Here is a 15,348-nt window from a genome sequence, read left to right on the forward strand (position 1 = left end):
AGACTGGGAAATCGTTTTCCTGGAGGTCGCGATGGTCACTCTCGAAGATGTCGCACGGCAGGCCGGCGTGTCGCTCGCCACGGCCTCGCGGGTGCTCAACGGCAGCACCCGCCAGGTGGGCGCGTCGCTGCGGGCCAAGGTGGAGCTGGCCGCCCACCAGCTCGGCTACCGGACCAACGTGGCGGCCCAGACGCTGGCCAGGGGCGCCAGCAACGTGATCGGCCTGGTGGTCCACGACCTCACCGACCCCTACTTCGCCGCGCTCGCCGACGGCGCGATGCGGGTGGCCGAGAGCCACGAGTTCATGGTCATGGTGGGCACGACGCACCGCGACCCCGAACGGGAGATCGCCTACGTCTCCACCCTGAACGCCCAGCGGGTCCGCGCCGTGCTGCTCACCGGGTCAAGGGTCGACGACGCCGGCGTGACCCGCAGGATGCGTCAGGAGCTCGACCGCTACCTGCAGACCGGCGGCCGGGTGGCCTGCGTCGGTCAGGAGGCGCTGGGCGTCGACACGGTGGTGCCGGGCAACCGCGAGGGCGCCGCCGACCTGGCGCGGGCCCTCGCCGGTCTGGGGCACCGCCGCTTCGCCGTGCTCGCCGGGCCCGAGCGGCTGCTCACCGCCCAGGACCGGCTGGCCGGGTTCGCCGGGGCGCTCGCCGAGCTGGGCCTGCCCGCCCCGCAGGTCGTCCACGGCTCCTTCGACCGCGACGGCGGTCACGCCGCGGCGGCCGAGGTGTCCGACGCCACCTGCGTGTTCGCGGTCAACGACGTGATGGCGGTGGGCGCGCTGGCGTCCTTCCGCGACCGGGGTGCCGGCGTGCCCGGCGACGTGTCGGTGGCCGGGTTCGACGACATCTCCACCCTGCGGGATCTGGTCCCGCAGCTGACCACCGTACGGCTGCCGCTGACGGACATGGGGGCGCGGGCGATGGAGCTGGCCCTCACGCCGCCCGGGGACGGCGCGGACGCCGGGCCCAGGATCGAGGCCGTGGCCGGCGAGGTCGTTCTCCGCGAGAGCACCCGCCGCCTCGGCTGAGCCGGCCCGCCCCGGCTCGGAGCGCCCCGGCCGTGCGCGCGGGCCGTCCCGCCACACGGACGGCGGGGCGGGCAGGGTGACGAGACGAAACCGGACGACAGGACGGCGGAACGGCTCGGGTGGCGGGACATGCCCGACGGCCGGACGACCATCGGCCTCCGGCCGTCCTCCGGGCCGGCCTCAGTCCTCGATCAGCTCGGCGAACCTCTCCTTCACCCGGGCCAGGATCTCGTCGGGGTCGGCGGCCCACACGTCGGCGTTGAAGATCTCCACCTCGATGTCCCCGGTGTAGCCCGCCTCGGCCACCGCACGGGTCAGCGGCGCGAAGTCGATCACGCCGTCGCCCATCACGCCCCGGCCGAGCAATACGTCGGCCGGGAGCGGATGCAGGTGGTCGCACACCTGGTAGGAGGCGATCCGCTCGCCCGCCCTGGCGATCTGCGCCAGGACCTGCGGGTCCCACCACACGTGGAAGGTGTCGACGACCACGCCGACCCGCTCCGCCGGGTACGGCCCGGCCAGGTCGAGCGCCTGCCCGAGGGTGGACAGCACCGCCCGGTCGGCGCAGTACATCGGGTGCAGCGGCTCCAGCGCCAGCCGTACCCCGCGTTCGGCGGCGTACGGGACCAGCTCGGCCAGCGCCCCGGCGACGCGCTCCCTGGCCCCGGCGAGGTCGCGGTCCACCGCGGGGGAGGGCTCGCCCGGCGTCACACCCGGCAGGCCGCCGACCACCATGACCAGGCACGCCGCGCCCAGCGTGGCGGCCTCGTCGATCGCCCGACGGTTGTCGTCGAGCGCCTCCCGGTCCCCGGAGGTCAGGAAGCCGCCCCGGCACAGCGACGACACCCGCAGGCCCGCGTCGGCCACCAGCTTCACGGTCTCGTCCAGCCCCTGCGCGGCGACGTCCTGCCGCCACAGGCCGATCGCCCCGACGCCGTGCCGTACGCAGCCCTCGACGGCCTCGGCCACCGACCACCGCCGGGTGGTCCACTGGTTCAGCGACAGCCGGCTCATCGTGTCGTCCCCTTCCGGGCCCCGGCCCGCGGCCGGCTCTCCCGTCCGCTCAGCATCCGTGCACCGCCAGCAGCGACCGCATCCGGTGGACGGCCAGCTCGGGGTCGGCCAGCAGCCCGGCCCGGTCGGCCAGGCGGAACACCTCGGCCAGGTGCGGCAGCGAGCGCGCCGCCTGGGCGCCGTTCACCATGGTGAAGGCGTCCTGGTGGCCGTTGAGCCAGGCCAGGAAGACGATGCCGGTCTTGTAGTGGTACGTCGGCGTCTCGAAGATCTTCCGGGAGAGCGGGACCGTCGGGCCCATGATCTCGTCGTAGCGGGCGGTGTCCCCGGCGTCGAGGGCGGCCAGGGCCGCCGCGGCGGCCGGGGCGATCGCGTCGAAGATCCCCAGCAGCGCGTGGCTGCCCGAGGCGATCAGCGACGGGTAGTTGAAGTCGTCGCCGGTGTAGAGCCGCACGCCCTCCGGCAGCGCCGCGCGCAGCGCCACCTCATGGCCGGCGTCCAGCAGCGAGACCTTGACGCCCTCGACCGCCGGCGCGTGCTCGCGGATCAGCTCCAGGAACGACGCGGTGGCCTCGGCGACGTCCCGCGAACCCCAGTAGCCCGCGAGGTTCGGGTCGAACATCTCGCCCAGCCAGTGCAGGATCACCGGGCGGTCGGCCTGCGACAGCAGCTTGCCGTAGACCGCGTGGTAGTCCTCCGGGCCCCGCGCGATCGCGGCGAGCTGCCGGCTGGCCATCAGGATCACGCCGGCCCCGGCCTCGCGGACGGTCTCGGCCTGCTCGGTGTAGGCGGCCGTGACCTCCTCCAGGGTCGCGGCGCCCGGCGCGTGGTCGGTGCCCGCGCCGCAGGCCACCAGCTCGGCCGGGTCACCGAGCTCCGCCGCCGCGGCGGCGCTGCGCCGGATCAGCTCGCGGGTGGCCGGCCAGTCCAGGCCCATGTTGCGCTGCGCGGTGTCCATCGCGTCGGCGACGCGCAGGCCGTACGACCACAGGTGGCGGCGGAAGCGCAGCGTGGCGTCCCAGTCGACGGCGGCGGGCGCGCCGGGGGTGTTGTCGCCGAGCGGGTCGGCCACCACGTGCGCGGCGGCGTAGACGACGCGGCCGCGCGGCGGGCCGGCGGGCCGCTCCCAGGCGACCGGCTCGCGCAGGGTGTGCCCCCCGCCGGGGAGGTCGATCCGCATCACCGCTCCATCGCCAGGCGGCGGCCCTCGGCGGAGGAGCGCAGGGCCAGCTCGGCGACGCGGACGCCGCGCGCGCCGGAGGCGAAGTCGTGCGGGAACGGCGCGTCCTCCAGCACGTGCCGGACGAACATCTCCCACTGGGTCTTGAAGCCGTTGTCGAACTCGGCGTTGTCCGGCACCTCCTGCCACTCGTCGCGGAACCGCGCCGTGACGGGCAGGTCGGGGTTCCAGACCGGCCTGGGGGTGGCCGCCCGGTGCTGGATCCGGCAGTTGCGCAGCCCCGCGACGGCGCTGCCGTGCGTGCCGTCCACCTGGAACTCCACCAGCTCGTCCCGGTTCACCCGGACGGTCCAGGAGGAGTTGATCTGGGCGACGACGCCGCCCTCCAGCTCGAAGACGCCGTAGGCGGCGTCGTCGGCGGTGGCGGGGTAGGTCTCGCCCCGCTCGTCCACCCGCTCGGGGACGTGGGTGACGGCGCGGGCGTAGACCGACTCGATCCGGCCGAACAGGTTCTCCAGCACGTAGGTCCAGTGCGGGAACATGTCCAGCACGATGCCGCCGCCGTCCTCGGCGCGGTAGTTCCACGACGGGCGCTGCGCGTCCTGCCAGTCTCCCTCGAAGACCCAGTAGCCGAACTCGCCGCGCACCGACAGGATCCGGCCGAAGAAGCCGCCGTCGATCAGCCGCCTGAGCTTGAGCAGGCCCGGCAGGAACAGCTTGTCCTGCACGACGCCGTTCCTGACGCCCCGGGCGGCGGCGGCCTCGGCCAGCGCCACGGCGTCGCCGTGGTTCTCGGCGGTCGGCTTCTCGGCGTAGACGTGCTTGCCGGCCTCGATCGCCGCCAGGACGGCCTTCACCCGGGCCTGGGTGACCTGGGCGTCGAAGTAGATCAGGTTGGAGTCGTCGGCGAGGGCGGCGTCGAGCTCGGTGGTCCACTCCTCGATGCCGTGGTCGGCGGCCAGCTTGGCCAGCTTGTCCGGGTTGCGGCCCACCAGCACCGGCCTGAGCGTCACCCGGCCGCCGTCGGACAGCGCCACGCCGCCCTGCTCGTTGATCGCCAGGACCGAGCGGACCAGATGCTGGCGGTAGCCCATGCGGCCGGTGACGCCGTTCATCACGACGCCGATGCTTCGGTGGGACATTCTTCTCCTGCCTCCTATGGAAAGCGCTTTCCGAATCACCGTACGGCAGCCGCTGCCTTCTCGGCAAGAATCCCCGAGGGGTTTTCCCGGTCACCCGTGGCGGGACGACACCTGACCAGAGAGGTGATGTCCACGGCCGGGGACCTCCCGGTCACCCGTGGCGGGGCACCACGCGGAAAAGCGCTCCGGACGCGCGGAGGCGTTCCGGAGCGCCCTCGCAGCCGGGCGTCCCGGCGGCGCTCAGTCCGTGCCCTTGGCCGAGAGCTCCGTCAGGGCCTTGGCGATGGGGGCCGCGGTCAGTTCGATCTGCCACTCCCGGGCGCCCAGCTCGCGCAGCCGGGACGCCACACCGTCCTCGTCTACGGGGGAGGGGGGCTCCCACGTCAGGCGGCGCACGGCGTCCGGCTGGATGAGGTTCTCCGCCGGCATGTGGTGTTCCTCGGACAGGGAGGTCACCACGGTCCGGGCGGCGGCCAGCCGCCTGGCGGCCACGGGGTCGCGGTCCATCCACCGGTTGGCGGGCGGCGGCCCGTCACCCGGCGTGCTCGGCTGGGGGAGCTCCGACTCCGGCAGGGTGCGGGCCCTGCCGATCGCGGCCAGCCACTCGCGCAGGTGCTTGCGGGCGCTGCGGCCGGTGAACGGGGGGATCTCGGTGAGGGCCTTGGTGGTGCGGGGCAGTTCCAGGGCGGCGGTGACGATCGCGGAGTCGGGCAGCACCCGGCCCGGGGCGAGGTCGGCCTCGCGGGCGAACCCGTCGCGGAGCGTCCACAGCTCCCGGACCACGGCCAGCCCGCGCAGCGAGCGGACCTTGTGGATGCCGGAGGTGCGCCGCCAGGGGTCCGCGCGCGGCGCCGGGGCCCGGTGCGCCAGGACGGCGGCGAACTCCTCCTGCGCCCACGTCAGCTTTCCCGCCGTCTTCAGCTCCTCGTACAGCACGTCGCGCAGCTCGACGAGGACCTCGACGTCGAGGGCGGCGTAGCGCAGCCAGTCCTCGGGCAGCGGACGGGTGGACCAGTCGGCCGCGGAGTAGCCCTTCTCCAGCCTGAGACCGAGGACGTTCTCCACCATCATGCCGAGCCCGACGCGCTCGTAGCCGAGAAGCCGGCCGGCGAGCTCGGTGTCGAACAGCGCGCGTGGCAGGAAGCCCAGCTCGGCCAGGCACGGCAGGTCCTGGGAGGCGGCGTGCAGCACCACCTCCGCGTCGGCCAGCGCCGCGTCCAGCTCCGACAGGTCGGGGCAGCGGATCGGGTCGATCAGCGCGCTGCCCGCACCCACCCGGCGCAGCTGCACCAGGTAGGCGCGGCCGCTGTAGCGGTAGCCGGAGGCCCGCTCGGCGTCCACCGCCACGGGGCCGGTGCCGGCGGCGAAGTCGCGCACCACGCGGGCGAGCCCGGCGGGCGTCTCGACGACGGGAGGTATCCCCTCCCTGGGCTCGAGCAGCGGAACGATGGTTGTCTCGTCGGTCACGTTCGAAAGGACTCCGGATCTTCGCGACGGCGCTGCGGCAGGGCCGCCACGCCGGGTGGCAGGGGTGGCATGCCCGCCGCCAGGCACATCAGGTCGCACCAGGCGGCGACGTGGCCGGAGAGGTCTTCCTCCAGCGGGGACCAGGAGGCCCGCAGCTCCAGCTCCGTGGTCACCGGATCCTCGGCCTTGTTGCCGAAGCCCTCCGACACCGCCCTGGTGACGGTGCCTCCGGCCGCGGCGTAGGCGGCGCCGTGGGCGTCGAGCGACTCGGTGAGCCAGCTCCACGCGACCGGGCCCAGCAGCGGATCCTCGGTGATCTCCGGCTCCATGTCGGCCCGGACGTAGGCGACGAGCCGGAACTGGCCGTCCCAGCCGCGCTGGCCGTCGGGGTCGAAGAGCATGATGAGGCGGCCGACGGCCAGCTCGTCGTCGTCGCGGTAGACGGACGCGCCGACGGCGGCCGAGTACGGGGCCAGCCGCTGCGGGGCCGGGATGTCCTCCAGCTCGATCTCCGGCCTGACCTCCGTGGGGCGCAGTGTGGCCGCCGCCCGCCGGAAGGCGGCGGGAGCGGGCGCGGCGTCACCGATGGTCATACCGGAAGCGTAGGTCGAAAGTGAACGCATGGGGACCATTGGGGTGGGTGTAGGAGCCATCGGAAGCGATCAAGCCGACGCCGCCGGAGGACGGGAGGCGCGGGAGACCCCGCCGCCGCGGGACCCGGCGGGTCCTGACGACCCGGGGAACGCCCGGGGCGCGAGGAACAGCGCGTGCCCGCACTCGACGCACGCCCACTCCGGGCACTCGCCGGGATCGTGCCCGTCGGGGCAGGGAGGTTGCTCGAAAACCCGGTCGCCGGCGCAGGAAGCACAGTGCTCATCGCGGTGTTCGAGTGAACGCCACGTTATGGACATCGTGGACATCGCACAGGCCTTTCGTCGGGTCGTGGTCCGACGTTGGCACGTCGCGCCGACATTTCCCCGCAACGTGCTCGGCGTGTCCCGAAAGTGGTGCCGGAATCGGTGCCGCGCGGTGACTTGGCGAACATTTGGAACAGCCGGGGGCCGGGCCAGGTTCGTCGATGGGAGGAACTGTACCTGGAAACATGATCGCTTCGTGCCGTCCGGGCGGCGGACCCGCCCTCCGGGCGCTTCCGACCGGCTCTCCACCGAGGGACGAAGAACCCAAACGGGTCGAACACTATCGTCATCATGACTTGAAAGTGCGTGGGCGTTGTTATAGATGATCTCAGCGAATAAATGACGATTTCGCCCTAGATCGCCCGCGGGTGGCCTGGGTGAACGGACCGGGACCCCGGCATGGCACCCTGGAAGGGTGAATCCCGAGCTTGCCGACTCTCCGTTCCTGCGCGCCTGCCACCGGCGTCCCGTCCCCCACACCCCCGTGTGGTTCATGCGTCAGGCCGGCCGCGCGCTGCCCGAGTACCGGGCCGTGCGCGAGGGGGTGCCGATGCTCACCGCGTGCGCCACCCCGGACCTCATCGTGGAGATCACGATGCAGCCGGTCCGCCGCTACGGCGTGGACGCGGCCGTCTTCTTCAGCGACATCGTGGTGCCGCTCAAGGCGATCGGGATCGACCTCGACATCAAGCCCGGCGTCGGCCCGGTGGTGGCCGACCCGATCCGGGACGCCGCCGCGATCGAGACGCTGCGCCCGCTGGAGCCCGGCGACGTCGCCTACGTCACCGAAGCCGTCCGGGCGCTGACCGGCGAGCTGGGCGCCACCCCGCTCATCGGCTTCGCGGGCGCGCCGTTCACCCTGGCCTCCTACCTCATCGAGGGCGGCCCCTCCAAGAGCCACGACCGCACCAAGGCGATGATGTACGGCGAGCCGCGGCTGTGGCACGCCCTGATGGACCGCCTGACCGGGATCACCCTCGGCTTCCTGCGCGTCCAGGCCGAGGCCGGCGCCTCGGCCGTCCAGCTGTTCGACTCCTGGGTGGGCGCGGTCGCCCCCGAGGACTACCGCGAGTTCGTCATGCCCTACACCCGCCGCATCTTCGCCGGCCTGACCGACCTGGACATCCCGCGCATCCACTTCGGGGTCGGCACCGGCGAGCTGCTCGGCCTGCTCGGCGAGGCCGGCGCCGACGTGGTCGGCGTCGACTGGCGGGTCCCGCTCGACGAGGCCGCCCGGCGCGTGGGACCGGGCAAGGCGCTGCAGGGCAACCTCGACCCGGCGGTCCTGTTCGCTCCCTGGGAGGTCATCGAGCGCCGCGCCGCCGACGTCCTGGCCCGCGGCGCCAAGGCCGAGGGCCACATCTTCAACCTCGGGCACGGCGTGCCGCCCGCCGCCGACCCCGGCCAGCTCACCCGCCTCACCGACTTCGTGCACGAGACGTCCGCCCGCTGACCCGCCCTACGTCTCCTCGACGGCCGCGGGCTCCTCTTCCCGCGGCGCGGGCGGCGGGATCGGACGGCGCTGACGGTTGCGGCGGGTACGGCGCAGCACGAACGCCACCACCAGCCAGATCAGCCCGGCCGCGATCGTCCAGGGCAGCAGCACGCCCAGCACGGTGAGGCCGATCTTCAGGGCCTCGACGAAGCTCCGCCAGCCCGTCCGCAGACCCCCGAGGAAGCCCGACGACTCGTCCTCCGGCTCGGGGACCACGACCTCGGGGCCGACCAGGTTCAGCGTCAGCGTCGCCATGCTCGTCTTGGCGGCGAGCGACCGCTGCCGGGCCTGGAGCGCCTCCAGCTCCGTCTCGCGGCTGGAGACCTCCCGCTCGATCTCCAGCACCTCGCCGATCTTGTCCGCCCGCTTCAGCAGGGCGCGCAGCGAGTCCAGCGACGCCTTCGCCGACCGCACCCGGCTGTCGACGTCGGCCACCTGCTCGGTGACGTCCTTGGTGTTCTGCTGCACCGACTCCCGCACGCCGAGCTCCTTGCCCAGGCGGTTCAGCACTCCGGGGTAGGCCGACGGCGGGACCTTGAAGACCAGGTTCGCGCTGCCCTGGTCGCCGTTGGAGGAGCCGGACCGCTCGGTGGCGAGGTAGCCGCCGGCGGTGTCGACGAGCGCGCGCGCCCGGTCCGACGCGGCGGCGACGTCCTTGACCCGGACCGTCAGCTCGGCGGTGTAGACGATCTGCCGGTCCTGGGGGATCGGGTTCACCTGCTCGGCCGGCGCTCCCGTGGCGGCCGCGCGGCTCCTCTCCGCGTCGCCCCCGGAGGCCGCCGAGTCGGCGCCGCCCTGGTCTGCTGAGACGGCCTGCGGCGCGGCGGGCGCGGCCTCGCCCGACGTCGAGTCCATCTGGGCGCGTTCACCGCTGCCGCACGCGGTCAGCGCCAACACCGCGGCCGCCAGCGCGATCGCCGGCCGTAAGCCGTACCGGAATCTGTTCATGTCCTGATTGACGGAGGTTTGTCCAACGCGGTTGGGTACGCGCGGTCACGATGGCGTCACGTTCTCCGCACCGCGCGATCACGGGGGTGGCGGATGCCGGGCCGCCCGCGGCGGGCGATACGGTCGACATCCATGGAACGCAAGCGTCACCACGTGGTGGTCGTCGGCGGGGGGATCGCGGGGCTCGCCGCGGCGTGGCATCTCGGGCGGGCCGGGGACCGCGTCGAGGTGACGGTGCTCGACGCCGCCCCGCGGGTCGGCGGCAAGCTCCTGACCGCCGAGGTCGCCGGGGTCCAGGTGGACGTCGGGGCCGAGGCGATGCTCGCCCGGCGGCCCGAGGGCAAGGAGTTGGCCCGGCTGGCCGGCCTGGGCGACGAACTGCGGGACCCCGGCACCACCCGGGGCGCCATCCTCACCCGCGGCACGCCCCGGCCGCTGCCCGCCGGACAGGTCATGGGCGTCCCCTCCGACCTGGGGGCGCTCGCCAGGTCGGGCATCCTGTCGCCGGGCGGCCTCGCGCGCGTGCCGCTGGACCTCGTGCTGCCCGCCACGCTCATCGACACCGACGTGTCGGTGGCCGCCTACATCCGCGCCCGGATGGGCGCCGAGGTGGTCGACCACCTGGTCGAGCCGCTGCTCGGCGGCGTCTACGCGGGCCGGGTCGAACGGCTCTCGCTGGACGCGACGATGCCGAAGATCGCCATGGCGGCCCGCTCGGAGCGATCGCTGCTCAACGCCGCCCGCCACATCGCCGCCGAGGCGCCGAAAGACGCCGGGCCCGTCTTCACCTCCCTGCGCGAGGGGATGGGCAGCCTGCCCGCGGCGGTCGCCGCCGCCTCCGGCGCGCGGGTGCGGACCGGCGTCACCGTGCGGGAGCTGCGGCGCACCGCAGACGGCTGGCGGCTGGTGACCGGGCCGGTGCCCGCGCCGGAGGTCGTCGAGGCCGACGCCGTGGTCCTCGCCGTCCCCGCCACCCCGGCGAGCCGCCTGCTGGCCGAGGAGGTCCCGGCGGCCGCCGCCGAGCTGGCCCGGATCGAGTACGCGAGCATGGCCATCGTCAGCCTGGCCTACCCGCGCGAGGCGTTCCCCCGGCTGCCCGAGGGGAGCGGCTACCTCGTCCCGGCGGCCGACCGCCGCCCGGTCAAGGCCGTCACGTTCAGCTCCGTCAAGTGGCCGCACCTGACCGAGACCGCCTCCGGGCTCGTCCTGCTGCGCTGCTCGATCGGCCGCCTGGGCGAGGAGGCGGTGCTCCAACGTGACGACACCGAGCTGGTGGCCCTGGCGACGGCCGAGATGGCCGAGGTCATGGGCGTGCGCGGGCTGCCGCTCGACTCCCGGGTGACCCGCTGGGGCGGCTCCCTGCCACAGTACGAGGTGGGCCACCTCGACCGGGTCGCCCGCATCCGCGCGGCCGTCGCCGACCGGCCCGGCCTGGCGCTGTGCGGCGCCGCCTACGACGGCGTCGGCATCCCGGCCGTCGTCTCCACCGCCCGTACGGCGGCGGCCCGGATCCTGGACCACCTGGACCCCACGGGAGAATGGCGGAAGGAGTCGTCGAAGGCACGCTGACCGGGCGGCCCGAGACGGCCGGCACGACGAACACGAACACGACGAACACGAAGAACACGTCGGGAACGACGAGGACGACGGAGCCCCGTGGGGCTCCCGGAGGGGTGAGGACGACGGACGGGAACCCGAGGCCCAAGGCGCGCGACCTGAACCAGGTGATCCGCTACACGATGTGGTCGGTGTTCAGGATGCGTGAGCGCTGCCCGGCGACCGGACGAGAGGGCATGGCCGAGGAGGTCGAGGCCCTCCTGGCGCAGGCGGCGGAGAAGGACGTGGTCACCCGCGGCCTGTACGACGTGGCAGGCTTCCGGGCCGACGCCGACTTCATGTTCTGGTGGCACGCGCCGACCCCGGAGGACCTTCAGGAGACCTACTCGCGCTTCCGCCGCACCGCCCTGGGGGAGCTGACCGAGCCGGTCTGGTCGGTCATGGCGCTGCACCGCCCGGCGGAGTTCAACAAGTCGCACATCCCGGCGTTCCTCGCCGAGGAGGAGCCCCGCGGGTACGTGAGCGTCTACCCGTTCGTCCGTTCCCTGGAGTGGTACCTCCTGGACGACGCCGACCGGCGCCGCATGCTCGCCGAGCACGGCCGGATGGCCCGCGACTACCCCGACGTGCGGGCCAACACCGTCTCCTGCTTCTCGCTGAACGACTACGAGTGGATGCTCGCCTTCGAGGCCGACGACCTGCACCGCATCGTCGACCTGATGCGCACCCTGCGCGGCGCCGAGGCCCGCAGGCACACCCGGGTGGAGATCCCCTTCTACACCGGCATCCGCAAGCCCGTCGGCGAACTGGTGGCGGCGCTGCCGTAGGCCGCGCCCGGCCCCGGTTCGGGGCCGTCCGATGCGGGACGCCCGGTGAATCCGGTGAAACGCTCGATTAGTTTCCCGGGCGTTGTCATACTCGGGGAAAACACCTGTCTATGTGAGGCCGAAGGTGAACATGGGCGCGGGTCTGGCACGGTCCACGGGGCGCGGGGGCGGACGCCGCAGAAGGCGGGCCCGGCCGCGGGTCCTGGAGATCTCGGTCGGGGCGACTGCGCTGGCGGTCGCGGTCCTGGCGCTGGGCCGCTCGATGCTCGCCGCGGACCCGCCGCCCGTCCCGGAGGCGCAGAAGCATCTCCTGGCCGCGCCGCAGCAGGGCGCCGGGGACGGCAGGGCGGTGGGCGTGCTGCCCGGCGGCAAGGCGGGCAGCGGCCACGGGTCCGGCGACGCGGCCAAGGCGGACGGGCCGTCCAAGCACAGCGATCCGAGGGCGTTCGCCTACTTCGCTGCGCACAAGGCGACGAAGCGGGTCAAGGACATCCGCGTCGTCGGCGGCTACCTGCGGATATACACCGACCTGCCGGACTCGGCGGACAACTCCAAGCAGGCGATCAAGCTGTGCGAGACCGGTCTCGACTATCTCGTGGGGGAGCTCGGCTCGGTGAACCCCGTCGTCTTCGTCCAGGCGAGGTTCGGCGAGAACGGCAATCCCGTCCTGGCCAACATCCTCGGCCCCGGCGACTCCGACTGCCGCGTCACCTACCCCAAGCCCGGCGGCTAGGCGCCCCGCCTCGCGGGGCTTCGCCGTACCGGGGGCCCGGCCGGGGAGCGGTGCCCACTCCGGCGGGGCCGCCCGCGCGGGACCGTCAGCCGTCGGCCGGCTCCAGCCGCAGTGACACGGAGTTGATGCAGTAGCGGTCGTCGGTGGGGGTGCCGTACCCCTCGCCGTGGAAGACGTGCCCGAGGTGTGAGTCGCAGGTGGCGCACCGGACCTCGACCCGGACCATGCCGAGCGAGCGGTCCTCGATGAGGGTCACCGCGTCCGACTTCGACGGCTCGTAGAAGCTCGGCCAGCCGCAGTGGCTCTCGAACTTGGTGTCGGACCGGAACAGCTCGGTGCCGCAGGCCCGGCAGCTGTAGACGCCCACGGTCTTGGTGTCGACGTACTCCCCGGTGAAGGGGCGCTCGGTGCCTGCCTGGCGGAGCACCTGGTACTCCTCGGGAGAGAGCTGGGCGCGCCACTCGGCGTCGCTCTTGACCACCTTGTCCATCCCCCCAGCCTATGCGGCGGGTGTTCCCGCCGGGACCACGTGCCCGCCGAGGTCGTGTGTCCGGAATGCCAGGAAAAAGATCTTTATGATGAAGCATCCATTTATGTCGGGTTTTGCGTCTTAGTAGATGTGGAGGGTTCTCCCTCCCGCTGAGGGGTCAGACCACCCGTCAGGCCGTCCATGGGCCAACAGGACGACCAGGTGGCCGTCGGCCGGACGACGCGCCAGCGTCCGGGCCGGTGAGCGGGCGGGTGGTCGCGCGGTCCGCCCCGTCGAGAGCCCGGTCCCGCCGCCGAGGTGACTCCGGGACGGACCGCCCGACCCCCTCTCGCGTGATCCGGGATGACCGGACGGGAACGGCGTGTTCTCCGGTGCCGGAATCGATGATCGCGGCTTTTGCTATGGTCTGCGGGATCGATCCATTCGGTTCCCGGGGGAGACCGCATGCCAACGATCCGGCCCTTACGCGCTGGGGACCCCAGCCATCTGGGCGGCTACCGCCTGCTCGGGTGCATCGGGCAGGGCGGGCAGGGCGTGGTCTACCTCGCCGAGTCGCCCTCGGGGGAGCGGGTGGCGGTCAAGGCGATCCATCCGGAGAAGGTCGCCGACCCCCGCGCGGTGGAACGTTTCCTCCGGGAGGTCCGGACGGCGGGCAGCGTCGCGGAGTTCAGCACGGTCAGGGTGCTGGACGCGGCGGTCGACCACGAGCGGCCCTACGTGGTCAGCGAGTACGTCGACGGTCCCTCCCTGGCGGAGATCGTCGAGGGGGAGGGGCCCTACGGCGCCGGGGCGCTGCACCGTCTGGCGGTGAGCACGGCCGCCGCGCTGGCCGCCATCCACCGCGCCGGAGTCGTCCACCGTGACTTCAAGCCGGGCAACGTCCTCATCGGCCCCGGCGGCCCGCAGGTGATCGACTTCGGCATCGCGCGTGCCCTGGACTCCGCGGCGTCGACCACCGGGGGGATCGGCACCCCCGCCTACATGTCGCCCGAACAGCTCTCCGGCGGCGACGTCGGCGCCGCGTCGGACGTCTTCGGCTGGGCCGGGACGATGGTCTACGCGGCCACGGGACGGCCCCCCTTCGGCCGTGACTTCCCCGCGGTGATGTACCGGATCCTGCAGGCGGACCCCGATCTCTCGGCGCTTCCCGCGGACCTCCGGCCGCTGATCGCCCGCTGCCTGGACAAGGACCCGGCCGCCAGACCCTCCGCCCGGGAACTGCTGATGGCCCTCGTCGGCGGCGATCCGGCCGCGGACCGGCTCCCGGAGCAGGCGACCGGTCCCGCCGGCGGATCCGTCCGGGACAAGCCGGTGCGGGAGGAGGCCGTCCGGCATGGATCCGTCCGGGACGAGCCGGTGCGGGAGGAGCCCGTTCGGCGCGCACCCATCCGGGAGGAACCCGCCCGGGACGGACCCGGGGAGCCGGAGACGGAGCCGTCGCGCCCTTCCCGCCGCCGACGCCCCCGAAGGACCATGTCCGGCGGGAAGGCCGCGCCGCTCCGCCTGCCGGCCGCGGCGGTCCTCGCCGCCTCGGTGGCGGGTGCGGTCTTCCTGTACGTGAACAGCCGGCCCGCCGGCGACTCGCCCGGAGACGGCGGGGCCGCCGCGGACTCCTCCCTGATCACCCTGGCGGGCTCCCGGCAGGCCGCCGAGAAGATCGTGGCGGAGTGGACGCCGGAGGCGCTGGAGGCGGCCGAGCCGTACGAGGGCGCCGTCGGATCCGAGTCGCGGGGGAGCGGCGCCGAAGAGGTGGAGACGGGTGATCCCGCAACGGTCCCCCCGTACGATCTGGAGCCGCTGCGGGGGGAGGAGAGACCCAGCTACATCGGGGCGTACGTCCCCCAGACGGTCGGCAAGGTGTTCTTCCGGGTGGGGAGGCTCCGCCACTGGTGTTCGGCCACCTCGGTGAACTCCGAGGCCGGCAACCTCCTGGTGACCGCGGGGCACTGCCTCTACGATCCGAAGCGGCGCGAGGCCGTCGCCTCACTGGTCTTCGTGCCGGCCTACTACCGGGGCAAGGCCCTCTTCGGGATCTACCCGGGCTCCTCCGCGGCCGTCCACCCGAAGTTCGTCGACGGCGGCGACCGCGGCCACGACTACGCGTTCTTCACCGTCTACGGCGCCGGCGGCAAGCGCCTGGCCGAGGCCGCCGGGGCGCAGGGGCTGGCGTGGAACGGATCACGTCGTGAGAAGGCCGACGTCTTCGGCTACCCGGAGGGGGCCCATCCCGACGGGACGCCCTCCCGCTCGGGTGACACCCCTTTCCGGTGCTTCGGTACCACTCCTCTGGACGCGTCCAGGGGTGCCGAACAGGCGCTGGGGTGTCCGATGGCCCCCGGCGCCGACGGCGGCCCGCTGATCACCCGGTACGACTCGGACCGCAAGACGGGATACGTCAGCGGCGTCATCTCGGCCTTCGCGGACGCCAACGGGAACGGCCGCTACGACCGGTCGGTGTCGCCGTACTTCGGGGAGGACGCCCGCCGGACCTACCTCCGGGTGGCCGGTCTGTCCACCGACTCGCTCTGAAGGGGGCCGG

The 15,348-nt window shown here is 73.4% G+C and carries 13 protein-coding genes; 6 read left to right on the forward strand and 7 right to left on the reverse strand.

Features of this window, described 5'->3' with window-relative positions; all coding sequences use genetic code 11:
* Positions 1-31 precede the first annotated feature (31 nt).
* The gene (locus tag ACFYSC_RS12760) at positions 32-1,039 is read left to right on the forward strand and encodes a LacI family DNA-binding transcriptional regulator (protein WP_389960491.1); all 1,008 of its coding nucleotides are present in this window, start codon (positions 32-34) and stop codon (positions 1,037-1,039) included.
* 180 nt (positions 1,040-1,219) lie between these two features.
* Here ACFYSC_RS12760 and ACFYSC_RS12765 read toward each other — a convergent pair whose 3' ends face one another.
* The 5 genes from ACFYSC_RS12765 to ACFYSC_RS12785 form a co-directional block, all read right to left on the reverse strand.
* On the reverse strand, positions 1,220-2,053 hold the full coding sequence (locus ACFYSC_RS12765; RefSeq protein WP_389960493.1) for a sugar phosphate isomerase/epimerase family protein: 834 nt from the start codon (positions 2,051-2,053) through the stop codon (positions 1,220-1,222).
* 49 nt (positions 2,054-2,102) lie between these two features.
* A complete protein-coding gene (locus ACFYSC_RS12770; protein ID WP_389960495.1) occupies positions 2,103-3,233 on the reverse strand; it encodes a dihydrodipicolinate synthase family protein in 1,131 nt (376 codons plus the stop codon).
* On the reverse strand, positions 3,233-4,375 hold the full coding sequence (locus tag ACFYSC_RS12775) for a Gfo/Idh/MocA family protein (RefSeq protein ID WP_389960497.1): 1,143 nt from the start codon (positions 4,373-4,375) through the stop codon (positions 3,233-3,235). Before ACFYSC_RS12775 ends, ACFYSC_RS12770 begins: the two co-directional genes overlap by 1 nt.
* Before the next feature lie 240 nt (positions 4,376-4,615).
* Positions 4,616-5,842, reverse strand: coding sequence for an HRDC domain-containing protein (locus ACFYSC_RS12780; protein ID WP_389960499.1), 1,227 nt, complete (start codon positions 5,840-5,842; stop codon positions 4,616-4,618).
* Positions 5,839-6,435, reverse strand: a complete 597-nt coding sequence (locus tag ACFYSC_RS12785) for a DUF3000 domain-containing protein (RefSeq protein WP_389960501.1) — start codon at positions 6,433-6,435, stop codon at positions 5,839-5,841. Before ACFYSC_RS12785 ends, ACFYSC_RS12780 begins: the two co-directional genes overlap by 4 nt.
* A gap of 739 nt (positions 6,436-7,174) precedes the next feature.
* Between ACFYSC_RS12785 and hemE the strand changes: the two genes are divergently transcribed.
* The gene (gene hemE, locus ACFYSC_RS12790; protein WP_389960503.1) at positions 7,175-8,212 is read left to right on the forward strand and encodes a uroporphyrinogen decarboxylase; all 1,038 of its coding nucleotides are present in this window, start codon (positions 7,175-7,177) and stop codon (positions 8,210-8,212) included.
* A gap of 6 nt (positions 8,213-8,218) precedes the next feature.
* Here the strand turns inward: hemE and ACFYSC_RS12795 are convergent, their stop codons facing one another.
* Positions 8,219-9,202, reverse strand: a complete 984-nt coding sequence (locus ACFYSC_RS12795; RefSeq protein WP_389960505.1) for a DUF4349 domain-containing protein — start codon at positions 9,200-9,202, stop codon at positions 8,219-8,221.
* Between the two features lie 132 nt (positions 9,203-9,334).
* Here ACFYSC_RS12795 and hemG point away from each other — a divergent pair, with 132 nt between their 5' ends.
* The 3 genes from hemG (at position 9,335) to ACFYSC_RS12810 (ending at position 12,319) form a co-directional block, all read left to right on the forward strand.
* On the forward strand, positions 9,335-10,771 hold the full coding sequence (gene hemG, locus ACFYSC_RS12800; RefSeq protein WP_389960507.1) for a protoporphyrinogen oxidase: 1,437 nt from the start codon (positions 9,335-9,337) through the stop codon (positions 10,769-10,771).
* 104 nt (positions 10,772-10,875) lie between these two features.
* Positions 10,876-11,586, forward strand: a complete 711-nt coding sequence (gene hemQ / locus ACFYSC_RS12805) for a hydrogen peroxide-dependent heme synthase (RefSeq protein WP_362929785.1) — start codon at positions 10,876-10,878, stop codon at positions 11,584-11,586.
* Positions 11,587-11,698: 112 nt separating this feature from the next.
* Entirely contained in the window at positions 11,699-12,319 is a 621-nt protein-coding gene (locus ACFYSC_RS12810; RefSeq protein WP_389960509.1) for a hypothetical protein, read from the forward strand.
* Between the two features lie 85 nt (positions 12,320-12,404).
* Here ACFYSC_RS12810 and msrB read toward each other — a convergent pair whose 3' ends face one another.
* Positions 12,405-12,809 carry a peptide-methionine (R)-S-oxide reductase MsrB gene (gene msrB / locus ACFYSC_RS12815; protein ID WP_362929777.1) on the reverse strand — a complete coding sequence of 135 codons (405 nt, stop codon included), beginning with the start codon at positions 12,807-12,809 and terminating at the stop codon, positions 12,405-12,407.
* 444 nt (positions 12,810-13,253) lie between these two features.
* Between msrB and ACFYSC_RS12820 the strand changes: the two genes are divergently transcribed.
* Positions 13,254-15,338 carry a protein kinase gene (locus ACFYSC_RS12820; RefSeq protein ID WP_389960512.1) on the forward strand — a complete coding sequence of 695 codons (2,085 nt, stop codon included), beginning with the start codon at positions 13,254-13,256 and terminating at the stop codon, positions 15,336-15,338.
* The last annotated feature ends 10 nt before the right edge of the window (positions 15,339-15,348 follow it).

This window comes from Streptosporangium sp. NPDC004379, assembly GCF_042873875.1.
Lineage (GTDB): Bacteria > Actinomycetota > Actinomycetes > Streptosporangiales > Streptosporangiaceae > Streptosporangium.

Coding starts and splice junctions, on each gene's coding strand:
- ACFYSC_RS12770 (WP_389960495.1), bottom strand. CDS start 3,233: ATGCGGATCGACCTCCCCGGCGGGGGGCACACCCTGCGCGAGCCGGTC.
- ACFYSC_RS12785 (WP_389960501.1), bottom strand. CDS start 6,435: ATGACCATCGGTGACGCCGCGCCCGCTCCCGCCGCCTTCCGGCGGGCG.
- ACFYSC_RS12820 (WP_389960512.1), top strand. CDS start 13,254: ATGCCAACGATCCGGCCCTTACGCGCTGGGGACCCCAGCCATCTGGGC.
- ACFYSC_RS12765 (WP_389960493.1), bottom strand. CDS start 2,053: ATGAGCCGGCTGTCGCTGAACCAGTGGACCACCCGGCGGTGGTCGGTG.
- msrB (WP_362929777.1), bottom strand. CDS start 12,809: ATGGACAAGGTGGTCAAGAGCGACGCCGAGTGGCGCGCCCAGCTCTCT.
- ACFYSC_RS12760 (WP_389960491.1), top strand. CDS start 32: ATGGTCACTCTCGAAGATGTCGCACGGCAGGCCGGCGTGTCGCTCGCC.
- ACFYSC_RS12775 (WP_389960497.1), bottom strand. CDS start 4,375: ATGTCCCACCGAAGCATCGGCGTCGTGATGAACGGCGTCACCGGCCGC.
- ACFYSC_RS12795 (WP_389960505.1), bottom strand. CDS start 9,202: ATGAACAGATTCCGGTACGGCTTACGGCCGGCGATCGCGCTGGCGGCC.
- hemG (WP_389960507.1), top strand. CDS start 9,335: ATGGAACGCAAGCGTCACCACGTGGTGGTCGTCGGCGGGGGGATCGCG.